A 25,992-nucleotide genomic window follows, 5' to 3' on the forward strand; every position below is an offset into this window, starting at 1 on the left:
CGGTACCCGGTACCGCGCGCCTAGTAAGCGTGGCGCTGGAAGAACAGACGGAGCGCGGTCAGCATGATGATCTTGATGTCGAGGACCAGCGACCAGTGCTCCACGTAGTAGACATCGTAAACAGTCCGGTCCACGATCGGCGCCGCGCCTCTGAGATCGTTGACCTCGGCCCAGCCGGTCAAACCCGGCCGGACCTGCTGGCGTTCCAGATATCGCGGCACCTCAGCGCTGTATTGCTCGTCAAAGAATGTCGGCTGTGGTCGCGGACCGACCAGGCTCATGTCGCCCTTGAGCACGTTCCACAGCTGCGGGAGCTCGTCGATGCTGAGCTTGCGCATGAAACGGCCGAAAGGGGTCGTGCGTGGATCGCCAGGCAGGGCCACCTTCGGCCCAGTTGCCGCCTCCGCATCAGGGATCATCGTGCGGAATTTGTAGACGGCGAACGGCCGGCGACGCATGCCGATTCGTTCCTGCTTGAAGAGCACCGGTCCGCTGGGAGAGGTGATCTTGATGATGAGGGCGACCACGAGCATGGGCAGGACGAGGACCCCAAGCGCGATCGCGCTGACCACGATATCCGTGGCTCGCTTCAAGACTGAATTCGCGCCGGTGAGGCGGCTGTGGCGTACGCCCACGAGCGGCAGGCCGTCGAGGGAGTCCACCTCGGTGCGCGTGCTCATGATGTCGAGCAGGTCCGGGATGACCTTGAACTCGAGCCGCTGGTCCTCGCACTGTTTGATCAGGTGAATGACACGACGGCGATCGTGACCCGCCATGGCGATGAAGACCTGGTCGGCCCCCAGCTCACGTGCTCTTGATGGCAGATCATCAACCCGCCCAACCACCGGAGCGCCCGCGAATTGAGATCCCGTGGCGCGGTTGTCGTCGAGCACGCCGCGGACCTGAAAGCCATATTGCGGAAACATCGCCATCCGGCGCAGGAGCATCTCGCTCCCCGGGCCGGTCCCGACCAGCAGCACCTTCTCTGTGCCGATGCCTTGGCGTCGGAGCCTTGTCTCGTACTGGCGCAGGAAGTAGCGCTCCGTGGTCATCAGCACAGCCGTCAGCAGGACCGCGTACGTGATCGTGAGGCGGGAGTACTCGATTCCCAGGTTGCCCAACGAGATGGCTGCCAGGACCAGCACCGCCGCGAGCCCTATGCCGCTGTACAGCCCCAGCACAAGGTCCATCAGCGTTCGACCCCGCCACGACTGGTACTGGTGGTTGATGGCCAGTGAGAATAGATAGATCGCGATCGCGACTGGAATCGCGGCCAGATACGGCGCAAGTGGAAGCGCCGCTCCAGCCGCCCGCCTCAGCGGGTCGACGTTGACGTAGTACCAGTAAGCCGCGACCACAGAGGCCGCCACGATCACCGCGTCGCCAACCACGAGCGCCAGGGGCAGCCAATCGGGAGGCAGGACTACCAGCCGGCTGGGTTGTTCGCCGGCATGAGCCGCCGGTGGCTTCTCGTCGGGTGTGGCGGGCGTGGCCGTCTCGATCGGCCCTCGACGTGCCATCGGCTAAAGGTTAGCGGTCGGAATGGACGATACGGCGGCGACGTACATTGTTGCGAACCGATCTAACTGCTGAAGGAGACCGTTCATGTCCACACTCGCGTTTGATCCCGAAGAGACCACCCAGTGGGAGAAGACCCGGCCCCGCACCATCAGCCCTGAGAAGTGGAAGAAGTTCGAGGGCCACGCGGCCGAGATCTTCGAAGCCTTCGGCATGGACCTCGACACGCCCGGGACCCGGACCACGCCCACCCGCTTTCTCCGCGCGCTCTTCGACGCCACCGCGGGCTACGAGGGCGATCCCAAGCTCCTGACCGCCTTTCCCACCGAGTGCCACGGCGGGCCCGACTGCAACATCAGCCAGGTCATCGAAGGGCCGATCGAGTTCTTCTCCCTGTGCGAGCACCACGCGCTGCCCTTCCACGGCCACGCGTACATCGGTTACATCGCTCACGAGGAGATCATCGGCATCTCCAAGCTGACTCGACTCGTGCGCGTGTTCGCCCGCCGCTTCACCGTCCAGGAGCGCATCGGCGTCGAGATCGCCGACGAGCTCGTCCGCGTCCTCCAGCCCCACGGCGTCGCGGTCCACCTGAACGCCATGCACCTGTGCACGCAGATGCGCGGCGTGCGCGAGGGCCACTCGCGGACCTGGACCTCCTTCTGGCGCGGGAACTACGAGGGCGACCCCCAGCTCCGCACCGAGTTCCTGCAGGCAGTCGCCCAGTCGGACCACTGAGCGCGTGGACCCTTTCGAGGTCCTTTACGAGGCGAATCTGCCGGGCCACCCCTTGCCGGCCGGCCTCGAACGCCTCTACGGCCGCCTGGGCTTTGCCTCGCCGGTCCTGTACTCGAACTTCGTCTCCTCGGTGGACGGGGTGGTCACGCTCGGCTCGACGCAGTCGGCCGGCTCGGTCATCAGCGGCAAGTACCCCGCCGACCGCTTCCTCATGGCGCTCCTGCGCGCCTGCGCCGACGCCGTCGTCATCGGCGCCGGCACGCTGCGCGCCACCCCAGGCCATCTGTGGACGCCGTCACACGTCTTTCCCAGCCTGGCGTCGAGCTTCGCCGAGCTGCGGCAGAGCCTCGGGCGCAGCCCGGAACCGCGGCTCGTGGTGCTCACCGCCGGCGGCGAGCTGGACTTCTCGCATCCCGCTTTGGTCAAAGGCGCCCTCGTCGTGACCACTGCGGCCGGCGCCCGGGCGATCGGCGGCGGGCTGCCGCCGGCATCGCGCGTGGTGACGATGGGGAAGGGGAAGAGCTTAGACGTCGGCCGGACGCTCGGGGAGCTGCGGTCCCAGGGCTATGAGGTCCTGCTGACCGAGGGCGGTCCGCACCTGATGGGCGAGCTCATCCGCCAGCGGCTCCTCGACGAGATGTTCCTGACAGTCGCGCCGGTGGCGGCCGGGCGCGCTCGCGAGCGGCGGCTGGGGATGGTCGAAGGCGCCGAGCTCCTGCCCCAAGCCGGGGTCTGGAGCGATCTCCTGAGCGTCCGCCGCCACCGCGACTACCTGTTCCTGCGCTACGGCGTCAGGGCGTAATCACGAGCGGTCGAAGGCCTGGGCGCGCAGGGCTCGCGCGACCGCATCCCGCGACTCGAGCAGCGATCGCCGCACCGGTCCCGGCAGCACGCCCGCCAGCACCGAGTCGGTGGCGTCCACGACCTCGTGGGTCACCACCGCCCGCGGGTACATCCACCGGATGATCGAAATCGCCTCCTCCGCGTCGTGCGACTCCCAGACCGGCATCAGGCTTTCGAAGTAGGGCTGGACGAAAGCGTCGAGCAGGTCCAGCTGGTCGGGGCGGTGAAAGCCCGCGGCGACGGCTCGCCGCGTCGCCATCGCCGCCGCCTCGTCGTCGACGGCCACCTTCCAGGCCGCCTGCTTGGCCTCCGCCAGGGGCTGGGCCGCGCGCGCTGACGCGGCCGCGCGGCGGCCCTCGTCGGTCGGGTCGCGCTCGAGCTCGGCGGCGATGAGGTCGTCGCCCGCCGCGCCGATCGTCGCCAGCGCGTCGACGGCGCCCCAGCGGACTTCGAAATCGACACTCAGGCCCTTGGCCTCGGCCGTGCCGTCGAGCAGGCCGCGCACCCAGGCGACGGCGTCGGGGTCGCGGGCGGCCCGGATCAGCGCCCTCGCCCACAGCAGCTGCACGTCGCCCCCCGGCTCTGAGCGGTCGAACCGCCCCCTGGCCGCGAGTGCGACCAGGGAGCGTACCGAGGGCCGGTGCGCGGGGTCGCTGAAGCTCTCGATGACCCGCTCGATCCGGCCGATAAGCGAAGACAGGGTCATCGCGTCGGTCTCGACGCCGATGTTGTCGAGCGCGATCGTGAGGTAGTCGCGGGCGCGGAGCTGGGCGTCGCGCACCATGTCCCAGAGCGCCTCCCAGGCCAGCGCTCGGGCGAGCGGGTCGTCGATGTCGCGCAGGTGTCGCGCGAGCGTCGAGAGCGAGCCGGAGTCCAGCGCGGCCTTCGCGTAGGTCAGGTCGCCGTCGTTCACCAGCACCAGGTCAGGCACCGGCTCGCCGGCCATCTGCGGCACCGCGGTCGCGGCTCCATCGACGTCCAGCTCGATCGCCTTGCGCCTCCTGAGACCGGATCCCGACAGGTCGAACAGCCCCAGTCTCAGGCGGTGGGGGCGCAGGGTCGGATGGTCCGCCGGCGCCGCCTGCACGACGGTCGCCCACCGGATGCGCCCGCCCTCGGCCTCGATCAGGGCTTGCAGCGTGTTGACGCCCGCCGCCTCGAGCCAGGCACGCGACCACGAGCCGAGGTCGCGGCCCGACGCCTGCTCCAGCGCCCGCAGGAAGTCGGCGAGGTCGGTGTTGCCGTAGGCGTTGGCTTTGAAATAGGCCTCGACCCCCCTGAAGAAGGCGTCCTCGCCGACCCAGGCGACCAGCTGCTTGATCACGGCGGCGCCCTTGTTGTAGGTGATGCCGTCCAGGTTGAGGGTGACCGACTCCACGTCCGGGATATCGGCCACGATCGGATGCGTGGTCGGCAGCTGGTCCTGGGCTTTGGCCCCGGCCTCGGTCGCGGTGGCGAAGTCGATCCAGGCGGTTTTGAACCGGGTCGCCTCGGCCGCGCCCAGGTAGCCCATGTACTCGGCGAAGGTCTCGTTGAGCCACAGGTCGTCCCACCACCTGGGCGTGACCAGGTCGCCGAACCACATGTGCGCCATCTCGTGGAGGATCACGACGGCGCGGTCCATGCGCTCCGCCTCGGTGACCCGAGAGCGGAAGAGCCTCTTCTCGTGGAAGGTGACGCAGGCCGCGTTCTCCATCGCGCCGGCGGAGAACTCGGGCACGAAGAGCTGGTCGTACTTGCCGAACGGATACGGATGGCCGAACCGCCTCGCAAAAAAATCCAGGCCCTGCTGCGTGATCTCGAAGAACTCCTCAGGATCCAGGTAGCGCGCCAGCGACCGCCGGCAGTACAGGCCGAGCGGGATGCCCCGATGGTCCTGGTGGACCGCGTGGTACGGCCCGGCCACCAGGGCCGTGATGTAGGTCGACAGCAACTTGGTCGGGGGGAAGGTCCACACGCCGTCATCGCCAAGAACACCCCCGGTGTTGGAGACCACCACCCAGCCGTCCGGAGCTTTGACGGTGAAGCCGAACGTCGCCTTGAGGTCGGGCTGGTCGAAGCATGCGTAACCGAGATAGGCCGCGTGCTCGCCGAACTGGCTGTGCAGGTAGACGCGGCCGTCGACCGGGTCCTCGAACCGGTTCAGGCCAGTGCCGTCGTTCGAGTAAGCGCCCGTCGCCTGAAGCCTCAGCGTGTTCTCGGCCGCAAGGTCGCGCAGCGGGAGCCGGCCGCCGGCGAACCCGTCGATCGGGATGACTCGTCCGTTGAGCTCCGCCCGGTGGATCGCGGGGCCGCCGAACTCGATGAAGGTGGCGGCGCCCGGGCGCCGGCATCTGAACGTCACCGTGGTCTCGGAGCCAAACGTCTCGGCCCCGGTCGTGAGGTCGAGCCGGACTTCGTAGTGCAGGCCCGAAAGGACCTCGGCCCTCGCCCGAGCCTCCTGGCGGGTCAGGTTGTTGTGGATCGGCTCAGCAGGTGTCGCCGCCCAGCATCAGCGGGGCTGAGGCGGCGCCGGCGGGGGTTGAGGTCACGGCCACGATCGCGGCGGACCTGGCTCCCGCCGGCAGCGACACCGTCGCGTCGATGAAGACGCGAATGTAGCCCGGCGGGGTGTAGTGGCCGCCCGGGAGGTCGGTCGTCGTTCCCGTGCAGCGATCGAAGAACTTCAGGATGAAGGCCACATCGCCTCGCTGGACGGAGGCGAACCTGACCTCCACCTCGACCTTGCAGGCGCCCGCCAGGTCGCAGCTGGTGCCGCTCTCGGCATTGCTCGGCGGGTTGGGGCAGGGCGCGGCCGCGGTGCAGATGGCCACGCCGGCGACCGGGTCGGCGGCCGCGGGCGCATACGCCGGCACCGCCAGCGGGCCCTGGAGCCCCGTCGGGCTGGGGCTGCCTTTGGTCGAGGGCTTGGGGCTCGGGGAATGCGTCGACGCCGTGGCGCCGCCGGACGTCCCGCCCCGGTTGGCCAGGATGATCGCCCCGCCTCCGCCCAGGAGCAGCAGGAGGACGACCGCGATCACCGCCGGGATCAGCCACGGCGGCCTCTGGGTCGGGCCCTCGTCCGCGGGGCGGCCCACGGTGGGCCGGCGGGCCGGGAGGCGCGGTGGCGTGGGGGCCACCGGAGCCGGCACCGAGGGTGCGGCCGTCACGGCGCTTGGCGGCGGAGTCACTACGGGACCCGGCGTCCAGGCCGGAGGGGCGACCGGCGTCCAGTTCTCCTCGGCCGCCGGCGGGGCCGGGGCGGGGACCGGCGGCTTGGTCGCCATGGCGGGCGGGGGAGGCGGCGCCTCGATCGGCTTGGGCGCGGCCGGCGCCGGCTCCCAGGTCGGAGCGGGCGCCGCAGACGGCGGAGACGGCGGAGCGGCCGGGGATGGAGGGCTGGTCGGAGCCGGGGTGGGAGGCGCCGCGAAGGGCGGCGGCGTCCTGGCCGGCGCATCCGACCACTTGGGGGTCCCAGGCGCCGCGAAGGGCGAGGGCGTCCCGGCCGGCGCATCCGACCACGTGGGCGGCCCAGGCGGGCTGGGAGGGCGTTCTGGAGCCGGCGCCGGGGGAGTGGGGGGAGTCGGGGGGGCCACCGGCGCCGGGGTGGGCGGATAGCTCTGGAGCGAGCGCGGCGGTGCGTCGTAGGACGCGGGCGCCCGGACCGGCGTCTCCTCGCGCGGCGCCGGCGGCACGTGGGGGGCGGGGGCGGGAGGCGGCGGCAGGGGAGCCGGGGCCGGGGCCTCGGTCTGGGGCAGGAAGGGGGTGATCCCGGGCGTCTCCCGCCCCCCCGCCCTCAGGGCCAGCTCGGACTGGGCGGCGACCATCCGGTCGGGCGCGAGCAGCGCCGCCGCCATCTCTCTCAGCGCGTCCTGCGCCCGGTCCGCCGCCGGGCCCATGGCGCCGCTCGCCATCGACCGCATGGTCACGACGAGGCCGGGCGGGACGTTGGGCGGGGCGGGGGCGCCGGCGGGGTCGACGCCGAACGCGGCGCACACCGCCATGCCGCACGACCGGACGTCCGCCCGCAGGTCGCTCTGCGAAGGTGCGCCGCGAACGGCGGCCGCCGGATGGCCCGCGAGCCTCACATCGCCGTTGCCGGTGATGCGCACCGCCGAAGCGCCGAAGCCGCCCATGGCGATCCCCGCCTCGTGCAGCGCGCCGACGCCTGAGAGCACGGCGGTGCCCAGCGCCGCCGCGGCCGCCGGCGTGAAGGGCCCGCGCGACAGGATGGTGGCGAGCGGCGTGCCCTCGTCGGGCTCCACCGCCACCCAGATGCCCTTCGGATCGGTGCCCCACGCGAGGACCGGCGAGAGAGCGGGGTGCCGGTGCTCCGCGAGCCGCTGGATGCGCGGCACCGCGGCGGCGGCTTCGGCCGGGGGGACGGGGATCTCGTGGACGACGGCCGGCCGCCCGTTCTTGAGCACGGCCTTCCAGCCGTGGCCGGCGCCTGCAGACACGAGCTCGACGAGCTTCGGCTTGGGCTCGCTCTCCGCCATTACGGGTGCATGGTACCCTTGCGGCACGTGGCATACGTAATCGCGCAACCGTGCGTGGGCGTCAAGGACGCCTCCTGTGTGGAGGTCTGTCCGGTGGACTGCATCCACACCGACGACGCGGCGGACATGTATTACATCGACCCGGACGAGTGCATCGATTGCGGCGCATGCGTGGATCCTTGCCCCGTCGACGCCATCTTCCCCGAGGATGAGGTCCCGGAGCAGTGGCGCGACTTCATCAAGATCAACGCCGACTACTTCAAAAACCGGCAGTAGCGTTGGCGCGGCATGCGGTAACCCTGGTTCCAGGGGATGGCGTCGGACCTGAGATCTGCGACGCGGCCGTTCGCGTCCTCGAGGCGACCGGCGTGGAGTTCGACTGGGACGTGCAACCGGCCGGCGAGAGCGCCATCCAGCAGTACGGGACGCCGCTGCCGGAGCAGGTGCTCGCTTCGATCCGCAAGAACAAGGTCGCCCTCAAGGGACCGATCACGACCCCGGTCGGCAGCGGGTTCCGCAGCGTCAACGTGGCGCTGCGCCAGGAGCTGGACCTCTACGCGCTGGTGCGCCCGGTCAAGGCCTACAAGGGCGCCCGCAACCTGCGCGACGACCTCGACTTCGTCATCGTGCGCGAGAACACCGAGGACATCTACAGCGGCATCGAGTTCGAGCGCGGGACCGAGAACTGTGAGCACCTGATCGACGAGATCTCGAATCTGGCCAAGAAGAAGATCCGGCCGGACAGCGGCCTATCCATCAAGCCGATTTCGGTCACCGGGTCCGAGCGCATCGTCCAGTTCGCCTTCGACTACGCGCGCCACAACCAGCGCCGCAAGGTCACGGCGGTGCACAAGGCGAACATCATGAAGCATACCGACGGCCTGTTCCTGGCCGTCGCGCGCCAGGTCGCCGAACGCAACACCGACATCGAGTTCGAAGACCGCATCGTCGACAACATGTGCATGCAGCTGGTGCTGCGGCCCAGGGAGTACGACGTGCTGTGCTGCCCCAATCTCTACGGCGACATCATCTCCGACCTCGGCGCCGGGATGATCGGGGGCCTGGGTCTGGCGCCGGGCGCCAACATCGGCGCCAACGGAGCGGTGTTCGAGGCGACGCACGGGAGCGCGCCGAAGTACAAGGGACAGAACAAGGTCAACCCGATGGCGGTCATGCTGTCGGGGGTGCTGATGCTGCGTCACCTCGAGGAGGTGGCCGCGGCCGACGCCCTGGAGGGCGCGATCGCGAACGTCATCGCCCTAGGCCAGAATGTGACGTACGACTTGAAGGAGAAGCGCAACGACCCCACCGCGGTGGGCACCAGTCAGGTGGCCGACGCCGTCGTGGCGCACCTGAAAGCGGGGGCTTGAGGGGACTCACCCCCGAGGTCGTCCGGCTGCGCCGCCTGTGGGACGAGCACATCCACCAGCCGTTTCCCGCCGCCGGCGACGACCCGCGCGTGCAGGAGGTCGCCCTTTACGCCTCCTGGCTCGGCAGCATCGTCGAGGTCGCGCTGCAGCGCGGCGCGCTCGACCCGCATCACTTCCGGATGCTCGAGGCGCGGCGCGCGGAGGGTAACCAGGGCCTGTTCCGCGCCGGCGGCGAGCTCGGCGAGCCGGTCCGCTCATACGTCGCCCGCCTGATCGCAATCGAGGAGGTCGTGGCAGCATTACCCGTCGATAAGTGAAGGCCGCCGCCGGCTTGCTCGCCGCCACGCTCCTGCTCGCCGCCTGCAACGGCGGCGCCCCGCCGGCTGGGATCACCGCCGCCTCCAGCGTCCGGGCCCTGGTCGCGGCCCCCGACCCGGCCGACCAGCCTTCCTTCGCCGCCCGCACCGGCCGCCCGCCCGCCCTGAGCCTGCAGGAGCTCTTCCACCCGACCTACAGCGTCCCCATCGACCCGAGCAAGGTGCGCACCCTCCTGGTGACCGGCGACATCATCCCGGCTCGGGGCGTCAACTACTTCGCCACCGTGCGCCACGACTTTTTGTGGCCGTTCCGCCCGACCGCGGACTACACGAGAGATGCCGACATCACCTACATCAACCTCGAGGCGCCGCTGTTCGCCGGCTGCCCGGTCAGCCCCGCCGAGAGCTTCACGTTCTGCGGCGACGCCCGCTTCGTCAACGGCCTGACGTTCATGGGCGCGGACGTCGCCAACCTCGCCAACAACCACCTGTCCAACTACGGGGCGGAGGGGATCACGGCCACCGACCAGCTGCTCCAGCAGCACGGCATCAAGACCTCGGGGCTGGGGCCGGTCGCCGTCATCGACGTCCGCGGGCTGAAGTTCGGCTTCATCGGTTTCAACGGGGTCGGGCGGGCGATCGACAGGACGGCGCTAAAGGAGGGCATCGCCCGCGCGCGCCAGCTCGCCGACATCGTCGTCGTGCAGTTCCACTGGGGCAAGGAGTACGAGCGCCAGCCGATGGCCGATCCACACGTGCCGACCCCCGACGACCCGGTCGCCATCGGCCACGCCGCCATCGATTGGGGCGCCGACATCGTCATCGGCAACCACCCGCACTGGTACCAGGGCGTCGAGGTCTACCACGGCAAGCTCATCACATACGCGCACGGCAACTTCGTCTTCGACCAGATGTGGTCGGAGGAGACACGCGAGGGCGTGATCGGCACCTACACCTTCTACGGCACGCAGCTCGTCGCGGCGACGTGGAGGCCGGTGCGGAGCTACGACTACGGGCAGCCGGTGTTCATGAACCCCAACGATTCAGCCGCGGTGCTGCAGACGATGGAAGCCGCGAGCGATCAGCTCGCCGCACGCCTGGGTGAACCGGCGACGGCGCCGCTCCCGTCATTCCCACCGCCGCTGCCCTACGCGCCCGAGCACGCGCCGCCATCCTCCGCCGTCAGCGCGCCCGGTTAGAATCACCCCAGCTCAACTCAGGGGGTCCCACCGTCGCAGCTTACGTCCCAGAACCAGGGCGCTCACGAACGCGCGGCCGGCGTCGACGCCGGCGAGATCGTTTCACCTTGCTCGCCGCGATCGCCCTGCTCCTGGCGGGCGGCGTGACGACCGGCTTTGTCGCCGTCAACCACGGCCGCTCGCCGATCCGCTTCACGCTGCAGCGCGCGACCGCCCCGGCGGCGAAGAGCTTCGATCACCTGGGGTTCTCCAACTACTGGCTCGCCGTCCATCCGCAGCCCGAGCTGCCGGTCCGCGCGCAGGCCGTGTACCTGGTCGACCTCGACACGCGGATGGTGCTGTGGGAGCGGGACCCCGAGACCTCGCGCGCGCCCGCGAGCCTGACCAAGCTGATCACCGCGATGGTGGCGGTGGACGACGCCGGGTCGCTGGACCGCGTCATCGAGGTGACCCCGCAGGCGACGCAGGTCATCCCGAGCGTCATGGGTCTGTCGGCGGGCGAGCATCTGACGCTGCGAGAGGTGCTGGACGGCCTGTTCCTGGACTCCGGCAACGACGCCGCCGAGGCGCTGGCGAGCGGCATCGTGCCGCGCGAGCGATTCATCCGGCAGATGAACCAGAAGGCGAAGAGCATCGGCCTCACCGCCAGCCACTTCGCCAATCCCAGCGGCCTCGATGCTCCGGGCCACGGGATGTCCGCGCACGACCTCGTCCACACCGCCGCGTACCTCGACAAGTACTACCCCGAGCTGGCGGCGATCGCCGCGACCAAGGACGTGGCGATCCTGGGCACCGCGCAGCACAAGGCTTTCTATCCACACAACCTCAACCGCTTGCTGTGGAGTTATCCCGGCGCCACCGGCTTGAAGACCGGCCTCACGGACAACGCCGGGGGCTGCATGCTCGCCACCGCGACGCGTGACGGCCGGCACCTGATCGTGGCCGTCCTCAACGACACCGGCCGGTCGACCGAGGACGCGGCGGTCCTGCTCGACTACGGGTTCAGCGTCCACCCCACGCCGTTCGGGCCGTTCTGATCCGGCCGCCGCCGAATCCCTAGACTTCGAAGTCGTGGCTCGCCTCACCGACCTGACCGCGCACGAGGTGCTCGACTCCAGGGGTAATCCCACGATCGCGGTCACGGTGCACACGGAAAGGGGCAGCGGCCGGGCGATCGTCCCGTCCGGGGCCTCGACGGGCGCCCACGAGGCGGTCGAGCTGCGCGACGGCGATCCGGAGCGCTACGGCGGCAAGGGCGTCACCCGGGCGGTGGCCAACGTCCTGGGCGAGATCGCGGAGCGGCTGCGCGGTTTCGACGTCCTCGACCAGAAGGGGCTCGACGAGGTGCTGATCGAGCTCGACGGCACGCCCAACAAGGCGAGGCTCGGCGCCAACGCGATCCTCGGCGTTTCGCTGGCGGCCGCCCACGCGGCGGCGCAGGCTGAAGGCGTCCCGCTGTACCGCCACCTCGGTGGCGAGGGCGCGGCCACGCTGCCGCTGCCGATGGCCAACATCCTCAACGGCGGCGCGCACGCCGACACGTCGGTCGACCTGCAGGAGTTCATGGTGTGCCCAGTCGGAGCCTCCCGGTTCGGCGAGGCCATCCGAGCCGTCTCCGAGACCTACCACGCGCTCAAGAAGGTCCTGAAGGCGCGGGGGCTCGCGACCGCGGTGGGGGACGAGGGGGGCTTTGCCCCGAACCTGAGCTCCAACGAGGACGCGCTCAAGCTCATCGTCGAGGCGATCAAGCAGGCCGGCTACACGCCGGGCCACGACATCGCGATCGCGCTCGACCCCGCCGCCAGCGAGTTCTACGCCGACGGCAGGTACACGCTCAAGGGCGAAGGCCGCACCCTCGACGCGCAGGGGCTCGCGAGCCTGTACGAGGAGTGGATCGACCGCTATCCGATCGTCTCCATCGAAGACGGCATGGCCGAGGACGACTGGGACGGCTGGCGTCATTTGACCGAGCGCATCGGCGGCAGGGTGCAGCTGGTCGGCGACGACCTCTTCGTCACCAACGTCAGAAGGTTGAAGGTGGGCATCGAGCGCGGCGTCGCCAACTCCCTGCTGGTGAAGGTGAACCAGATCGGCACGCTGACCGAGACCCTCGAGGCGATCGACCTCGCGCGCCATGCCAGGTACAGCTCGGTCATGTCGCACCGGTCGGGTGAGACCGAGGACACCACCATCGCGGACCTCGCGGTCGCGACCGGCGTGGGGATGATCAAGACCGGGGCGCCGGCGCGCTCGGAGCGAGTCGCCAAGTACAACCGCCTGCTCTTCATCGAGGCCGAGCTGGGCGCGGCGGCCGTCTACGCGGGTCGCAGCCCGCTGCGGTGAAGCCGCCCTCGCGGGCGGTCCACGCGGGCCGCGAGCTGGTCGCCCGGACTCCGCTCGCCCCCGACCTCAGCCCGGCTGCGGTGCACGTCTACACCGACCTGGAGGACTACGACGCGGTCGCGAGGGGGGAGCGGCCCGGGCACTACTACGGGCGGAACTCGAACAGCAACCGCGACATGCTCGAGAGGGCGGTGGCGGAGCTGGAGGGCGCGGAGGCCGGTGTCGCCACCGCGTCCGGGATGGCCGCCCTCCACGCCGCGATCCTGGCTCTGGCGCCGCGCCCGGCGACCGTCGTCGCCACGCGGGAGCTGTACGGCGGGACGCTGGCCCTCTTGCGCCAGGACCTGGAACCGGCGGGCTACAAGACCCAGCTCGTCGACCTGGTCGACCTCGAGGCCGTGCGGCGGGCCTTGGAGGGCGCCGGGCTGGTGCTGGCGGAGACCATCACCAATCCGCTGTGCAGGGTCCCGGACATGGAAGCGATCGCGGCGATGACAAATGATCGCGGCGTTCCCCTCCTGGTCGACAACACCTTCGCCACCCCGATGCTGTGCCGGCCGCTGGACCTGGGCGCCACGATGGTCGTGCACAGCGCCACCAAATACATCGGCGGCCATTCGGACCTGGTCGCGGGCGTCATCGCCGGCTCCGCCCCGGCGATCGCCGCCGCGCGCTCTCGCTCGGTGCGGACGGGCACGCCGCTGGGTCCATTCGACGCGTGGCTCGCGCTGCGCGGCATGCGCACCCTCGACGTGCGCATGCGCCGGCACAGCGACAACTCGCTCGCTCTGGCGCGGGCGATGCGGAGGCTGCCGGGTGTCGCGTGCGTCCATCACCCGCTCCTCGAAGAGTCGCCGTCCTTCGAGGTCGCGAGCCGGCTCCTACCGCGGGGGGCGGGGGGGATGATGGCCTTCGACCTGGAAGGCGGGCGGCCGGCCGTACAGCGGATGCTCTCGCGCTTTCAACTGGTTTCGTTCGCCGCCAGCCTCGGCGGGGTGGAGACCACGATCTCCTACCCCGAGATCACCTCGCATCGCTCGCTCACGCCTTCGGAGCGCGCCGAGGTCGGCGTCGGTCCCGGAACCGTGCGCGTCTCCGTCGGCATCGAGGACCCGGACGACATCGTCCTTGACTTCAACCAGGCCCTGGCCGGTTAGCCGTGTCGGCGTACACGCTGCTGCAGCTGTTCGAGGTGCTGGTCGCCGGTGGCATCCTGGTGGCCGGCGTCCTGGCGCGATCGCCGTCGATCACCCTGCTCGGCGGCGGCTTTCTGATCGGCAAGGCCGTGCTCAACATCCTCGCCCCCGAGGGCGGCACTGTCTACCGCCGCTCTCTGATCGGCTACACCCTGGGTGCGGTCTTCGTCGTCGCCGGCAGCGTCATCGTCCATTTCGCGAACTGAGCGCGCGGGCGAATGGGCCGGGTTTCTATCCTTGATAGGCACATGACCCAGGGCGTCGTCACTCCAGGCATCACGCGGTTGATCGGCAACACGCCGCTGCTGCGCGTCCGCCTGTTCGAGCGCGAGTTCCCCGGCGTCGAGGTCTACGCCAAGGCGGAATGGTTCAACCCCGGCGGTTCGGTCAAAGATCGGGCCGCACTGTCGATGATCGAAGACGGCGAAAGGCGCGGAGCGCTGACCCGCGACAAGATCATCATCGACTCGACCTCCGGCAACACCGGCATCGCCTACGCCCTGGTCGGCGCGGCGAAGGGCTATCGCGTCAAGCTCGTCATGCCCGGCAACGTGAGCGCCGAGCGCAAGGCGCTGGTCGTGGCCTACGGCGCCGAGATCGTGTACAGCGATGCGCTCGAGGGCTCGGACGGCGCGATCCGTCTGGTGCGTGAGCTGGTCGATGAAGAGCCGGATCGCTACTTCTACCCCGACCAGTACTCCAACGCAGCCAACGTGCGCGCGCATTACGAGGGCACGGCGGTGGAGATCCTGCAGCAGACGCCCGGACGGCTGACCCACTTCGTCGCCGGCCTCGGCACCACCGGGACGTTCGTCGGCACCTCGCGCCGCTTGAAGGAGCACGACGCTTCCATCCGCACCATCGCCGTGCAGCCCGACGATTCCTTTCACGGCCTCGAGGGCTTGAAGCACCTGCCGACGGCGATCGTGCCGAGGATCTGGGATCCAGGCATCGCCGACGAGGTGTGGGGAAGCCCGACCGAGCCCGCCTACGACCTGGCGCGGGCGGTGGCGCGCACCGAAGGATTGCTGGTCGGTCATTCGAGCGGCGCCGCGCTGTGGGCGGTGCGGCGGATCGCCGAAAAGACCCCTCACGCCGTCGTCGTCACCGTCTTCCCGGACTCGGGTGACCGCTACCTGTCGACCGGCCTGTACGGCGCGCGCCCGAGGTGAGGATCGTTCGAGCCGCGTTCGAGGCCATCCAGGCGCATGGCGCTGAGGGCTACCCGCACGAGATCTGCGGGATCATGGTCGGCCCGCGCGGCGAAGGCGTCGTGAGCGAGGTGAAGCGCGCGCGCAACATCATCGTCGAGCGGGCTCGTGACCGCTACGAGATCGATCCGCGCGACCACATCCGCATCCAGAAGGAGGCGGACGCCGCGGGCCTCGACATCGTCGGCTACTACCACAGCCACCCGGACCATCCCGCCCAGGCCTCGCGGTTCGACACCGAACGCGCCTGGGCCGGATACGTCTACCTGATCGTGTCCGTCGAGAAGGGCAAGCCGGTGGACGCCAACGGGTTCGTGGCCGCCGACGACGGCGGCCCGTTCCGGCCGGAACCGCTGGAGATCGTCTGAGCCCGACGCTCGCCAATCGGCCTGAGAGCGGCGCCACCGGCCGGTTCTCGAGCCTCCTCGCCGGCGCCTTGTAGGGCTTCGTCAGCCCGGTGGCTGGGCTCGTTTTGAGCGGCGCCGGGCGGGATCGCGACCGGGTTCCTGTGCACCGGGCCCCGGAAACGGTCTAATTGACAGCATGGCTCGTCCAATCGTCGCCATCGTGGGTCGTCCGAACGTCGGCAAGTCGACGCTGTTCAACCGCGTCCTCGGCTGGCGCAAGGCGATCGTCGACCCCGAGTCCGGCCTGACCCGCGACCGCTTGTACGGCGTCGGCGAGTGGCGCGGGCGCGAGTTCACGGTGGTGGACACCGCCGGCCTGGACCTGGATTCCGCCAAGGACGAGTCTCGCGCGGCCATCGAGGCGCAGACCAAGATCGCCATGGACCAGGCCGACGCCATCGTGCTCCTGCTCGACGTCCGGCAGGGGCTGACGCCGATCGACCGCGAGATCGCCCGCCTGCTGCGCCGCTCCGGCCGTCGCGTCCTGGTCGCCGCCAACAAAGCCGACTCCCCCAGCGAGCGTCATTTCGCGCACGAGATCCTCGAGCTCGGCTTCGACGAGCCCAGCCTCCTCTCCGCCCAGCACGGCATCGGCGTGGGCGACTTCCTCGATCGCGTGCTCGAGGCCCTGCCGCCTCCCGAGGCCGAGCCGGCGGCGGAGGAGAAGGCCGACCGGCTCGCCATCATGGGCCGGCCGAACGTCGGCAAGTCGTCGCTGCTCAACGCCCTTCTCGGCGACGAGCGCGCCCTGGTCAGCGCCGTTCCCGGCACCACGCGCGACCCCATCGACACCGAGCTCGTCTTCGACGGCATCCCGGTCGTGCTCATCGACACCGCCGGCATCCGGCGCAAGTCCTCCAGCCGTGACCGGCTCGAGCGCTACAGCCTCATGCGCGGCATCCATGCCATGGAGCGCGCGGATGCGGTGCTGCTGGTGATCGACGCTTCGGCCGGGGTTCTCGCTCAGGACCAGCACGTCGCGGGCTACGCCCTCGAGGCGGGGAAGGGTCTGGTGATCGTGGTCAACAAGATCGACCTGGTCGAGCCCGCGCAGCGCCGCGCACCCTACTGGCGCGAGACGCTGGGCAAGGACTTCAAGTTCGCCACGTTCGCGCCGGTGATGGCGGTCTCCGCGCGCACCAAGGAGGGCATCGGCTCGATCGTCCCCGCCGCGCTCGAGGTGGTCGGCCAGCGCCGCATCAAGATGCCGCCGAACGAGCTGAACCGCCTGCTTCGCGAGGCCTTCCTGGAGCATCCGCCGCCGAGCTTCAAGGGCCGCCGCCTCAAGCTCGACTTCGCGACGCAGGCCGGCTCGGAGAGTCCCACCGTCGTGATGTTCGTCAACGACACGGGGCTGCTGCACTTCTCTTACCGCCGCTACCTGGAAAAGAAGATCCGGGACCGTTTCGGGCTGACCGGCAACCCGCTGAAGCTGGTGCTGCGGGCGGGTACGGGGCGCTCCGCCGCCACCGCCCGCCCTTCGGCCCGCCCCGCCCACAAGACGGGCAGGTAAGGCGCGCAGACGTATCGGCCGGCGGCGCGTTTACATTTCCCTCATGCCCAGCCGACACCGGTCTGATGCGATGGTGATGTATTGACGCTATGGCGGCGGCCTTGAGCTCCAAGATCCTGGTGGTCGACGATGAGGACCACATCGTGGAGCTGGCGCGCCTCTACCTGATGCGCGAGGGCTACGAGGTGGAGGGATTGGGGGACGGGGCGCAGGCGGTCGCCAGGTTCGGCCAGGTCAGGCCCGACCTGGTGATCCTCGACATCATGCTTCCCGGCACCGACGGACTGACCATCTGCAAGGAGATCCGCAAGCAGAGCCAGGTGCCGATCATCATGCTGACCGCGCGCGACGAGGTCACGGACAAGGTGGTCGGCCTCGAGGTGGGGGCCGACGACTACCTGACCAAGCCCTTTCATCCGCAGGAGCTCGTCGCGCGTGCCAAGGCGCTGCTGCGCCGGGCGCGGCTCGAGCCCGACCAGCCCAGGCTGATCCGGGCCGGCAACCTCGAGGTGGACCTCGAGCGCCACGAGGTGCGCCACGGCAAGGCGAAGGTCCAGCTGCGGCCCAAGGAGTTTGACCTGCTCGCCCTGCTGGCACGCCATCCCGGACGCGTCTTCCAGCGCAGCGAGCTGCTCGACCTGGTGTGGGGCTACGACTTCCCCGGCTACACGCGAACGGTCGACGTCCACGTCCAGCAGCTGCGCGAGAAGCTCGCCGCGGCGACCATCACCGACCCGAGCATCCAGACCGTCTGGGGTGTCGGCTACCGCCTGGAGCTGGCGGGGAGCTGACTCTCCGACTTCGTCTTCTCGCCGCCGCCGCCGGCATCGTCGCCGTGAGCCTGCTGCTGGCAGGCGCCCTGACCTGGGTGCTGGTCCGCGACCTCGAGTTCCAGGGCGCGCAGGACCAGCTCGACCGGACCGCCCAGACCGCCGTCGTACTGGTGCGCCATCAGGAGTGCCTCTTCCGGCCGCTGCTGCCCACCAACCCGGGCGGCGCCGGGTGCCGGCTCGACACCGCCGTCGACTTCCAGGCTCGCCTCGCCAGCCTCGCCCAGGCCCTCAACGGGAACCGGCTGATCCTTTTGAACCGGCAGCGCCGGGTGGTCTTCGACAGCGCCGGCCCGGCGACCGACGGCCAGCTCATCTCGATCGAGACGTCGAGGCGGATCGCCGGCGTGGCCGAGGCCCGCACGCCCCTGGGCGACCAGGCCTATCTTTTGGCCGCCGCCCCGCTGGCGCCCGCTCGTGACCCGCTGGGAGCGGCCTATGTGGTGCTGGCTCAGCCGCAGGCGTCGATCGCGACAGCGGCGGCGGGAGAGCTGGCGGCGCGCCTGCTCGAAGCGGGCGGCGCGGCTCTCGTGGTCGCCATGCTGCTGATCCTGCTCGTGAGCCGGTCACTGACCCGCCCGCTCACGCAGCTCGCCGGCGCCGCCGAGGACGTCGCCGCCGGCAACTACTCGCGGCGCGTCGGCATTCGAGGCGGGGACGAGATCGGGATGCTGGGCTCAGCCTTCGACCGCATGGCCGAAGCGGTTGAGCGCGCCCGCAAAATCCAGCGCGACTTCCTGGCCAACGTGTCGCACGAGCTGAAGACTCCGCTCACGAGCTTGATCGGGTTCAGCCAGGCCCTGGTCGACGGCAGCCTGAGGAGCGAGGCCGAGCGGGCGCGCGCCGCGACCATCGTTCACGAGGAGTCGGAGCGCGTCCTGCGCATGGCGCAGGAGCTACTCGACCTGGCGCGCGTGGAGGCGGGCTCCATCTCCATGCACATCACGGCGGTCGACCTGGGCGTGCAGCTCCGGCAGGAGCTCGAGATCGTCCGGCCCCGCGCCGACGCCCGCCGGCTGGCGCTCAGCCTGAGCGTGCCCACGGACATGCCGCCCGTGGCGGCGGACCCGGAGCGCCTCCACCAGATCCTCGACAACCTGCTGGACAACGCCGTCAAGTACGCGCCCGAGGGGTCGACGGTCAGCGCGGTGGCGCAGTGCAGCGGCGGCTGGGTCGAGACCGTGGTCTCCAACCCCGCCAACACCCACCGGCCCGACCCGGACCGGCTGTTCGAGCGCTTCTACCGCGCGGATCCGTCGCGGTCCGCGGCGGCGGGAGGCGTGGGTCTCGGGCTCGCCATCTCACGCGAGCTGGCGGCGGCGATGAAGGGGCGGCTGTGGGCCGACCTCGACGCCGAGGACAACCTGCAGCTCCACCTCGAGCTGCCCCTTGCGGGCGGAGCTAGACGACCAGCGTGACCGGGTTTTCGATCAGGCGCCTGACCTCGGCCATGAACTGAGCCGCGGTCGCGCCGTAGAAGACGCGGTGGTCCACCGACAGCGTCATGCGCATCACCTTGCCGGGCACGATCCGGCCGTCCTCCACGACCGGCACGTCCTTGATCGCGCCGACCGCGAGGATCGCCGCCTCGGGCGGGTTGATGATGGCGACGAACTCGTCGACGCCGAACATGCCGAGGTTCGAGATCGAGAAGGTCGCGCCGCTCAGGTCGCCCTCGCCCGGCCGCCCGGAGCGCGCGCGCTCGATCACCTGGCGCGACTCGATGGAGATCTGGATCAGGTCCTTCGAGTCCGCGTCGTGGACCACCGGCACGAGCAGGCCCATGCCCTGGCTCGGCGCCACGGCCAGGCCGATGTTGATGGCGCGCTTGCGCTGGAAACGCCCCTCGGCCCAGGAGGCGTTGACCTCGGGGAACTTGCGCAGGGCGAGCGCGCACGCCCGCACGAGCATGTCCGTCATCGTCACCCGGTCGGCGCCCACCACCGAGTCCTTCAGCTGCCGGCGCATGCTCACGGCCTCGTCGACCCGAGCCTCGACGGTGACCTGGAACTCGGGGACGGCGGTTTTGGCCTCGACCATGCGGCGCGCGATCGTCGCCTGCATGCGCGAGGGTTCGACGATCTCGACGTCAGGGCCCACGGGTTGCGCCACCGGGGCGGGTCGCCCGCGCTCGGCCCGGGTGCTGCCGCCGGCGGCCAGCACGTCCTCCTTGACGATGCGGCCCTCGGGGCCGCTGCCCTCGAGCGAGGCGATGTCGACGCCCATCTCGGCGGCAAGGCGCTTGGCCAGGGGGGAAGCTTTGACGTCCGGGCGGTTGGGGCCGCCGTTCCGGCCGGCCGCCTTCTCGGCTGCGGGAGCCGGTGGCGGTGCCTCAGCCTGCGGCGGGGCCGCCGCCTCGGGCTTCTTCTCCGCGGCTGGTTTCGGCGCGGCGGCGGGTCTGGCGGGAGCCGCGCCGGCGGCCGCGCCGATGCGCGCGATCGGCGCCCCGATCTTGGCCGGCACGCCCTGCTCGACCAGGATCGAAAGCACGCCGTCCGACTCGGCCTCGAGGTCGAACGTCGCCTTGTCCGACTCGACCTCCGCCAGCACGTCGCCAGCCTTCACCGCATCGCCCGTCTTCTTCTTCCACTCGACGACAGTGCCCTCCTCCATCGTGTCGGAGAGCTTCGGCATGTTGACGTCAGGCATCGGCCCTCCTGCCCACGACCTCACGCACGAGCGATTTGATGCTCTCGCTCGTCGGGATGGACGCCTTCTCCAGCGGGAGGCTGTACGGCATCGGCACCTGCGCGCCGCCCATGCGGCGCACCGGCGCGTCGAGGTAGTCGAAGCAGCGCTCCTGCACGCCCGCGGCGATCTCGGCGGTGATGCCGTATGTCGCCCAACCCTCTTCGACCACGACGCAGCGTCCGGTCTTGCGCACCGATTCCACGATCGGCGGCCAGTCGATGGGGCGGATCGAACGCAGGTCGATGACCTCGACGTCGACGTCCTCCTCCTCGAGCTGCTTGGCGGCCTCGTTGGCGAGGACGGCCATCCGCGACACGCCGACGACGGTCACGTCGCCGCCCTGGCGGCGCACGGCGGCCTTGCCGATCGGGATCGTGTAGTCGCCGTCGGGGACGATGCCCTTGACGTTGTAGAGGCTCATCGACTCGAGGAACATTACGGGGTTGTCGGTCCGGATCGCGGACTTGAGCATGCCCTTGGCGTCCTCGGGCGTGGTCGGCGCCACGACCAGAAGGCCGGGGATGAGTCCGTACAGGACCTCGAGGCTGTGCGAGTGCTGCGCCGACAGCTGGTGGCCGGCGCCGCCCGGCATGCGGATCACCATCGGGACCTTGGAGCGGCCCCCGAACATGTAGTGGATCTTGGCGGCGTTGTTGACGATCTGGTCGTAGGCGACCAGCGAGAAGTTGATGGTCATCATCTCCACCACGGGCCGCAGCCCGAGCATGGCCGCGCCGATCGCGGTGCCGACGATCACTTCCTCGGCGATGGGGGCGTCGACGACGCGCTGCGCTCCGAAGCGGTCGAGCAGCCCATCGGTGACGCGGTAGGCCCCGCCGAACTTGCCGATGTCCTCGCCGATGAGGAACACCGAATCGTCCCGCTCCATCTCCTCCGCCAGCGCCTCACGCAGCGCCACGCGGTAGAGCTTCTCTTCCGGTCCCCGCGCGCGAGCCTGGGCCGCCATCAGAGCGAGCCTCCGCGAAGCTCGGGCCGATCTTCCCACTCGTTCGCGTACGTGTATCGGTACAGCTCGTCGGTCTGCGGCTCCGGGCTCTCGTCCGCGAACCTGATGGTCTCCTGGACCTCGGCGTCGATCTCCTGGCGCACGGTCTTGAAGTACTCCTCGTCCGCCAGCCCGCTCTTCTCCAGCTCGCTCTCGAAGGCGACGATCGGGTCCGCCTTGCGCCACTTCTCCTTGTCCTCGGCCGAGCGGTACTTGTCCGGGTCGACGACCGAATGCCCCTTGAACCGGTAGCACATGGCCTCGATCAATCGCGGCTCCGAGTCGGCTCTGGTCTTCTCGACGATCTCGCTCGTGCGCAGCATCACCTCGCGCAGGTTCATGCCGTCGACCTGGATCGCCTCCATGTCGTAGGCGCAGGCCTTCTGGTAGATGTCCTTCACGGCCGAGGCGGCCTCGACCGGCGTGCCCATGCCGTAGCGGTTGTTGACGCAGAACCAGACGACGGGGAGCTTGAACACCTTCGAGAAGTTCAGCGACTCGTGGAAGGCGCCGATGTTGGTGGCGCCGTCGCCGAACATGCAGAACACGACGTCCTTCTCCTTGTGGTACTTGACCGCCCATCCGCCGCCGACGGCGAGCGGCAGGTGGCCGCCGACGATCCCGTAGCCGCCCATGAAGCGGAGGTCCGAGTCGAACATGTGCATGGAGCCGCCGCGACCCCGCGACGTGCCCGTCTCCTTGCCGAACAGCTCGGCCATCACGGCCTTGGGGTCGATGCCGCGGGTGATCGCGTGTCCGTGCTCGCGATAGCTGGTGAAGATGTAGTCGTTCGGCTTGAGCGCGACGATGCCGCCGACGACGGTCGCCTCCTCGCCGATGTTCAGGTGGCAGTAGCCGCCGATCTTGGCCTTCGTGTACTGCTCCTGCGCGCGCTCCTCGAAGCGCCGGATGAGCTGCATCCGGCGGTGGAGGCCGAGCAGGAAGTCGCGATTGCTCTTGGTGAGCTCGAGTGAGCGGGGTGTGATCGCGGTGGGGGGCGGGGGACTCGAGCTCGGCTTGACGGACGCGACCATCCGCTGCTCGTGATTTTGCGCCTGCGCCACCTGGGCGCCGGCCGCGGCGGCCCGGCCGCCCCCGGCCGCGGCGGCAAGACTTGAGCGCCGGTTGGGAATGTGAATCGCCCGGCCCTGCGCCGCCAGCGCGGACTCCAGCAGCGATTCCGGCAGCGTCGGGTGCGCGTGGATCGTGAGGTCGATCTGCTCCAGCGTGAGCCCGTTCTGCACCGCCAGGGTCGCTTCGGCGATCAGGTCGGTGGCGCGGGGCCCGATGATGTGGGCTCCGAGCAGCCGGCCCGACTGCGCATCCGACACCACCTTGACGAAGCCCTCCGACTGGCCGAGCGTGAGCGCCCGGCCTGAGGCCGCGAACGGGAAGCGACCCACCTTGACCTCCAGGCCCCTGTCCTTGGCCTCCTTCTCTCCCAGGCCGACGTGGGCGATCTCGGGGTCGGTGTAGATGCAGTTCGGCGCGGCGTGGTAGTCGGGCGTCCGGTTGCCGTGTCCGGCGATGTTCTCGACCGCGCAGATGCCTTCGTAGGACGCGACGTGGGCGAGCATGATGCCGCCGATGACGTCGCCGATCGCCCAGACGCCGGGCGCGGTGGTGCGCAGCTGCGCGTCGACGACGACGCGCCCGCGCTCGAGCTCGACGCCCGCCTTCTCCGCCTCTAGGCCCTGCGTGTAAGGCACGCGCCCGACCGCCAGCAGCACCTGATCGGCGTCGACCGCGCCCCCCTCGCCGCCCGTGGAGAAGCGCACCTGCAGGCCGCCCTTGACCTTGACCACCTCGGCGACCTTGCTGTTGGTGTGGACCTCGCCGCCGAGGCGGCCGAGGTGCTTGGTGTAAACGGACACCAGGTCCGCGTCGACCATCGGCAGCACCTGCGGCAGCATCTCGAGGACCGTCACCCTGCTGCCCAGGGCGGCGAACATCGCCGCGAACTCCATGCCGACCACGCCGCCGCCGATCACGGCCAGCTGCCCGGGAGCCTCCTTCAGCTCCAGGATCTGGTCCGAATCGATGGTGAGCTCGGCGCCCTTCAGGGGAATCCGGGCCACCGCCGAGCCGGTGGCGATGATGATGTCCTTGGCCTGGATGCGCTCGCCCGAAACGTCGACCGCGCCGTTGCCCGCCAGGCGTGCGGTGCCGTTCATGACCGTCACGCCGCCGGCCTTGAGCAGGCCCTCCACGCCTTTGACGAGCTGGTCCACGACCGCGGCCTTGCGCTTCTGGGCGGCGGGCCAGTCGAAGCCGAGCTGGCCGGCGACCAGGCCGAACTCGGCGCCGGACTTGGCGAGGCTGTACAGCTCGGACGACTGGAGCAGCGCCTTGGTGGGGATGCAGCCGCGCACCAGGCACGTGCCGCCGAGGCGGTCCTGCTCGACGACCGCCGTCCTGGCGCCAAGCTGCGCGGCGCGCAGGGCGGCGACGTAACCGCCCGGCCCGCCACCGATCACGACGACGTCAAACGGATTACCTGCAGCAGCCAACTCAGCTCCTATAAATGCTATCTATACGAGGTATCGACCTTGATTATGCCGGGGGCTCGCCTTCGGCTGCAGGCCGAGCCCCGTTGGGGCGGTAGCGGTTGGTGATCGGCATGCGCCGGTCACGGCCGAAAGCCCGAGGCGTGATCTTGACCCCGGGGGGTGCCTGGCGGCGCTTGTACTCGCTGCGGTCGACGAGCTGGATGACGCGCGCCACCGTCTGGGGCCGGTTGCCGGCCGCGACCAGCTCCTCCGGGCTCAGGTCCTCCTCGATGTAGCCGCGAAGGATGGGATCGAGCTCCTCGTAGGGCGGCAGGCTGTCGCTGTCCTTCTGGCCCGGCTTCAGCTCCGCCGACGGCGGCTTGGCCAGCACGTGCTCGGGAATCGGCTGGAGGCCACCCGGCGCGCGATCGGCCGAGCCGAGCGAGTTGCGGTAGCGGCACAGCTCGTAGACCGTCGTCTTGGTGATGTCCTTGAGGACCGCGAAGCCGCCGGCGATGTCGCCGTACAGCGTGCCGTAGCCGGTGGCCAGCTCCGACTTGTTGCCGGTGCTGAGGACGATGTAGCCGAACTTGTTGGACAGCCCGTGCAAGATGGTGGCCCGGATGCGCGGCTGGAGGTTCTCCTCGGCGACCCCGGGCTGGGTGCCCCTGAAGGCGCCGGCGAGGACCTCCTCGAAAGCCCGGTGCGCGGGTTCGATGGGGAAGTCCAGCAGCTGCATGCCGAGCGCCTCGGCCACGAGCCCCGCGTCCTCGAGGCTCTCGGTCGAGGTGTGGCGCGAGGGCATGCGCACGCCGATGACGTTGTGGGCGCCGAGGGCGTCGCAGGCGATGGCGGCGGTCAGGGCCGAGTCGACGCCGCCCGACATCCCGATGACGACCTTCTCGAACCCCTGCTTGCGCACGTAGTCGTGCGTGCCGAGCACGACCGCGGCATAGATCTCGGCCGCGCCCTCCAGGGGCGCCGCCATCCGCGTCGTGATCGCGGGCTTCGCCGTCGGGCCGCCGGCACGAACCCGCACCTCGGTGACGGCGAGCTCCAGCCTGGTCGCGCCCTCGGCCTCGCGCCGGATCTCCTCCACCGGCCGGTGGACCGAGGCCGCGGCGATGTCGAGGTCGCAGACCAGGAGCTCCTCGGCGAACGACGCCGCGTGGCCGAGCACCTGGCCGCGCGGACCGAAGACCACGCTGTTGCCGTCGAAGACCAGCTCGTCCTGGCCGCCGGCAGTGTTGACCCAGGCGACGAACGCGCCGTAATCGGCCGCGCGTCCGGCCACCATGGCCTCGCGCGGGGCGCGCTTGCCCGCGTGGTAGGGCGAGCCGTTGATGTTGATCATCAGCTGCGCGCCGTGGTGCGCTTCCCAGGCCATCGGTCCGGAGGGGTACCAGCAGTCCTCGCAAACGGACAATCCGACACGCACGCCGTCGAGCTCGACGATCGGGCAGCGGTGGCCGGGCTCGAAGTACCGCTGCTCGTCGAAGACCCCGTAGTTGGGCAGGAACACCTTGTGGTAGACGGCCTGGAGCTCGCCGTCGTGCAGGAACGCCGCGGCGTTGAAGATGTCGCCGTCCTCGTCGACGAAGCCGACGACGGCGGAGATCCCCTTCGTCGCCCTGGCCACGACGTCGAGCTGCTTGAGGTTGTCGCGGACGAAGGCCGGCTTGAGGACGAGGTCCTCCGGGGGATAGCCGGTGATCGTCAGCTCCGGGAAGCACACGATGTCCGCCCCCGCCTCGCGGGCGCGCCTGATCCACTCGGTGATCAGGCTCGTATTGCCCCCGAGGTCGCCCACCGTCGGGTTGATCTGGGCGAGCGCGATCCTCAC

At 70.1% G+C, this 25,992-nt stretch carries 22 protein-coding genes; 15 read left to right on the forward strand and 7 right to left on the reverse strand.

All coding sequences use genetic code 11. The features are described from left to right. Nucleotides 1-20: 20 nt before the first annotated feature. The gene (locus EPN29_02905; protein ID TAN34331.1) at nucleotides 21-1,520 is read right to left on the reverse strand and encodes an undecaprenyl-phosphate glucose phosphotransferase; all 1,500 of its coding nucleotides are present in this window, start codon (nucleotides 1,518-1,520) and stop codon (nucleotides 21-23) included. Nucleotides 1,521-1,605: 85 nt separating this feature from the next. Between EPN29_02905 and folE the strand changes: the two genes are divergently transcribed. Next, the gene (gene folE, locus EPN29_02910) at nucleotides 1,606-2,256 is read left to right on the forward strand and encodes a GTP cyclohydrolase I FolE (protein ID TAN34332.1); all 651 of its coding nucleotides are present in this window, start codon (nucleotides 1,606-1,608) and stop codon (nucleotides 2,254-2,256) included. A gap of 4 nt (nucleotides 2,257-2,260) precedes the next feature. Next, complete coding sequence (locus tag EPN29_02915; protein ID TAN34333.1) at nucleotides 2,261-3,058, forward strand: hypothetical protein; 798 nt, start codon at nucleotides 2,261-2,263, stop codon at nucleotides 3,056-3,058. Here EPN29_02915 and pepN read toward each other — a convergent pair whose 3' ends face one another. Continuing rightward, nucleotides 3,059-5,563 (reverse strand): aminopeptidase N, encoded by a 2,505-nt coding sequence (pepN, locus tag EPN29_02920; GenBank protein TAN34334.1) that lies wholly within the window; start codon nucleotides 5,561-5,563, stop codon nucleotides 3,059-3,061. A gap of 4 nt (nucleotides 5,564-5,567) precedes the next feature. Further along, complete coding sequence (locus EPN29_02925) at nucleotides 5,568-7,577, reverse strand: hypothetical protein (protein TAN34335.1); 2,010 nt, start codon at nucleotides 7,575-7,577, stop codon at nucleotides 5,568-5,570. 27 nt (nucleotides 7,578-7,604) lie between these two features. Between EPN29_02925 and EPN29_02930 the strand changes: the two genes are divergently transcribed. The 13 genes from EPN29_02930 to EPN29_02990 all read left to right on the forward strand — a co-directional run bounded on the left by EPN29_02930 (nucleotide 7,605) and on the right by EPN29_02990 (nucleotide 19,381). After that, nucleotides 7,605-7,853 carry a ferredoxin family protein gene (locus EPN29_02930; GenBank protein TAN34336.1) on the forward strand — a complete coding sequence of 83 codons (249 nt, stop codon included), beginning with the start codon at nucleotides 7,605-7,607 and terminating at the stop codon, nucleotides 7,851-7,853. Between the two features lie 2 nt (nucleotides 7,854-7,855). Next, nucleotides 7,856-8,947, forward strand: coding sequence for an isocitrate/isopropylmalate dehydrogenase family protein (locus EPN29_02935; GenBank protein TAN34337.1), 1,092 nt, complete (start codon nucleotides 7,856-7,858; stop codon nucleotides 8,945-8,947). Further along, the gene (locus tag EPN29_02940; protein ID TAN34338.1) at nucleotides 8,944-9,264 is read left to right on the forward strand and encodes a hypothetical protein; all 321 of its coding nucleotides are present in this window, start codon (nucleotides 8,944-8,946) and stop codon (nucleotides 9,262-9,264) included. The genes EPN29_02935 and EPN29_02940 overlap by 4 nt, the downstream gene beginning before the upstream one ends. Continuing rightward, the gene (locus EPN29_02945) at nucleotides 9,261-10,463 is read left to right on the forward strand and encodes a CapA family protein (protein TAN34339.1); all 1,203 of its coding nucleotides are present in this window, start codon (nucleotides 9,261-9,263) and stop codon (nucleotides 10,461-10,463) included. The genes EPN29_02940 and EPN29_02945 overlap by 4 nt, the downstream gene beginning before the upstream one ends. Further along, nucleotides 10,394-11,500: a D-alanyl-D-alanine carboxypeptidase gene (locus tag EPN29_02950; GenBank protein ID TAN34340.1), complete on the forward strand. Its 1,107-nt coding sequence runs from the start codon at nucleotides 10,394-10,396 to the stop codon at nucleotides 11,498-11,500. Before EPN29_02945 ends, EPN29_02950 begins: the two co-directional genes overlap by 70 nt. 34 nt (nucleotides 11,501-11,534) lie before the next feature. Continuing rightward, nucleotides 11,535-12,806: a phosphopyruvate hydratase gene (locus tag EPN29_02955; GenBank protein TAN34341.1), complete on the forward strand. Its 1,272-nt coding sequence runs from the start codon at nucleotides 11,535-11,537 to the stop codon at nucleotides 12,804-12,806. Further along, the gene (locus EPN29_02960) at nucleotides 12,803-13,963 is read left to right on the forward strand and encodes an aminotransferase class I/II-fold pyridoxal phosphate-dependent enzyme (GenBank protein ID TAN34342.1); all 1,161 of its coding nucleotides are present in this window, start codon (nucleotides 12,803-12,805) and stop codon (nucleotides 13,961-13,963) included. Before EPN29_02955 ends, EPN29_02960 begins: the two co-directional genes overlap by 4 nt. A gap of 2 nt (nucleotides 13,964-13,965) precedes the next feature. After that, the gene (locus EPN29_02965; GenBank protein ID TAN34343.1) at nucleotides 13,966-14,208 is read left to right on the forward strand and encodes a hypothetical protein; all 243 of its coding nucleotides are present in this window, start codon (nucleotides 13,966-13,968) and stop codon (nucleotides 14,206-14,208) included. A gap of 12 nt (nucleotides 14,209-14,220) precedes the next feature. Beyond that, nucleotides 14,221-15,174: a cysteine synthase family protein gene (locus EPN29_02970; GenBank protein ID TAN34344.1), complete on the forward strand. Its 954-nt coding sequence runs from the start codon at nucleotides 14,221-14,223 to the stop codon at nucleotides 15,172-15,174. Beyond that, on the forward strand, nucleotides 15,171-15,581 hold the full coding sequence (locus tag EPN29_02975) for a M67 family peptidase (GenBank protein ID TAN34345.1): 411 nt from the start codon (nucleotides 15,171-15,173) through the stop codon (nucleotides 15,579-15,581). The genes EPN29_02970 and EPN29_02975 overlap by 4 nt, the downstream gene beginning before the upstream one ends. Before the next feature lie 175 nt (nucleotides 15,582-15,756). Next, entirely contained in the window at nucleotides 15,757-17,133 is a 1,377-nt protein-coding gene (der, locus tag EPN29_02980) for a ribosome biogenesis GTPase Der (GenBank protein ID TAN34346.1), read from the forward strand. Nucleotides 17,134-17,222: 89 nt separating this feature from the next. Continuing rightward, entirely contained in the window at nucleotides 17,223-17,924 is a 702-nt protein-coding gene (locus EPN29_02985) for a response regulator transcription factor (protein ID TAN34347.1), read from the forward strand. A gap of 44 nt (nucleotides 17,925-17,968) precedes the next feature. Beyond that, complete coding sequence (locus EPN29_02990) at nucleotides 17,969-19,381, forward strand: HAMP domain-containing histidine kinase (GenBank protein ID TAN34348.1); 1,413 nt, start codon at nucleotides 17,969-17,971, stop codon at nucleotides 19,379-19,381. On the opposite strand, the gene EPN29_02995 is transcribed toward EPN29_02990, so the two are convergent. From EPN29_02995 to EPN29_03010, 4 genes are read right to left on the reverse strand one after another with little or no spacing between them, the layout of a single operon-like run. Beyond that, entirely contained in the window at nucleotides 19,365-20,612 is a 1,248-nt protein-coding gene (locus EPN29_02995) for a 2-oxo acid dehydrogenase subunit E2 (GenBank protein TAN34349.1), read from the reverse strand. The two genes, EPN29_02990 and EPN29_02995, sit on opposite strands and share 17 nt — an antisense overlap. Further along, nucleotides 20,605-21,621: an alpha-ketoacid dehydrogenase subunit beta gene (locus tag EPN29_03000; GenBank protein TAN34350.1), complete on the reverse strand. Its 1,017-nt coding sequence runs from the start codon at nucleotides 21,619-21,621 to the stop codon at nucleotides 20,605-20,607. Before EPN29_03000 ends, EPN29_02995 begins: the two co-directional genes overlap by 8 nt. Next, nucleotides 21,621-24,170: a dihydrolipoyl dehydrogenase gene (lpdA, locus tag EPN29_03005; GenBank protein ID TAN34351.1), complete on the reverse strand. Its 2,550-nt coding sequence runs from the start codon at nucleotides 24,168-24,170 to the stop codon at nucleotides 21,621-21,623. Before lpdA ends, EPN29_03000 begins: the two co-directional genes overlap by 1 nt. A gap of 43 nt (nucleotides 24,171-24,213) precedes the next feature. After that, nucleotides 24,214-25,992 carry an NAD+ synthase gene (locus tag EPN29_03010; protein ID TAN34352.1) on the reverse strand — a complete coding sequence of 593 codons (1,779 nt, stop codon included), beginning with the start codon at nucleotides 25,990-25,992 and terminating at the stop codon, nucleotides 24,214-24,216.

Source organism: bacterium (assembly GCA_004299235.1).
Taxonomy (GTDB): Bacteria; Chloroflexota; Dormibacteria; order Dormibacterales; family Dormibacteraceae; genus SCQL01.

Excerpts from the sequence above, each read along its gene's own strand:
- EPN29_02905 (TAN34331.1), bottom strand. The coding sequence starts at position 1,520 with ATGGCACGTCGAGGGCCGATCGAGACGGCCACGCCCGCCACACCCGAC.
- folE (TAN34332.1), top strand. The coding sequence starts at position 1,606 with ATGTCCACACTCGCGTTTGATCCCGAAGAGACCACCCAGTGGGAGAAG.
- EPN29_02925 (TAN34335.1), bottom strand. The coding sequence starts at position 7,577 with ATGGCGGAGAGCGAGCCCAAGCCGAAGCTCGTCGAGCTCGTGTCTGCA.
- EPN29_02970 (TAN34344.1), top strand. The coding sequence starts at position 14,221 with ATGGGCCGGGTTTCTATCCTTGATAGGCACATGACCCAGGGCGTCGTC.
- der (TAN34346.1), top strand. The coding sequence starts at position 15,757 with ATGGCTCGTCCAATCGTCGCCATCGTGGGTCGTCCGAACGTCGGCAAG.
- EPN29_02985 (TAN34347.1), top strand. The coding sequence starts at position 17,223 with ATGGCGGCGGCCTTGAGCTCCAAGATCCTGGTGGTCGACGATGAGGAC.
- EPN29_02995 (TAN34349.1), bottom strand. The coding sequence starts at position 20,612 with ATGCCTGACGTCAACATGCCGAAGCTCTCCGACACGATGGAGGAGGGC.
- EPN29_03000 (TAN34350.1), bottom strand. The coding sequence starts at position 21,621 with ATGGCGGCCCAGGCTCGCGCGCGGGGACCGGAAGAGAAGCTCTACCGC.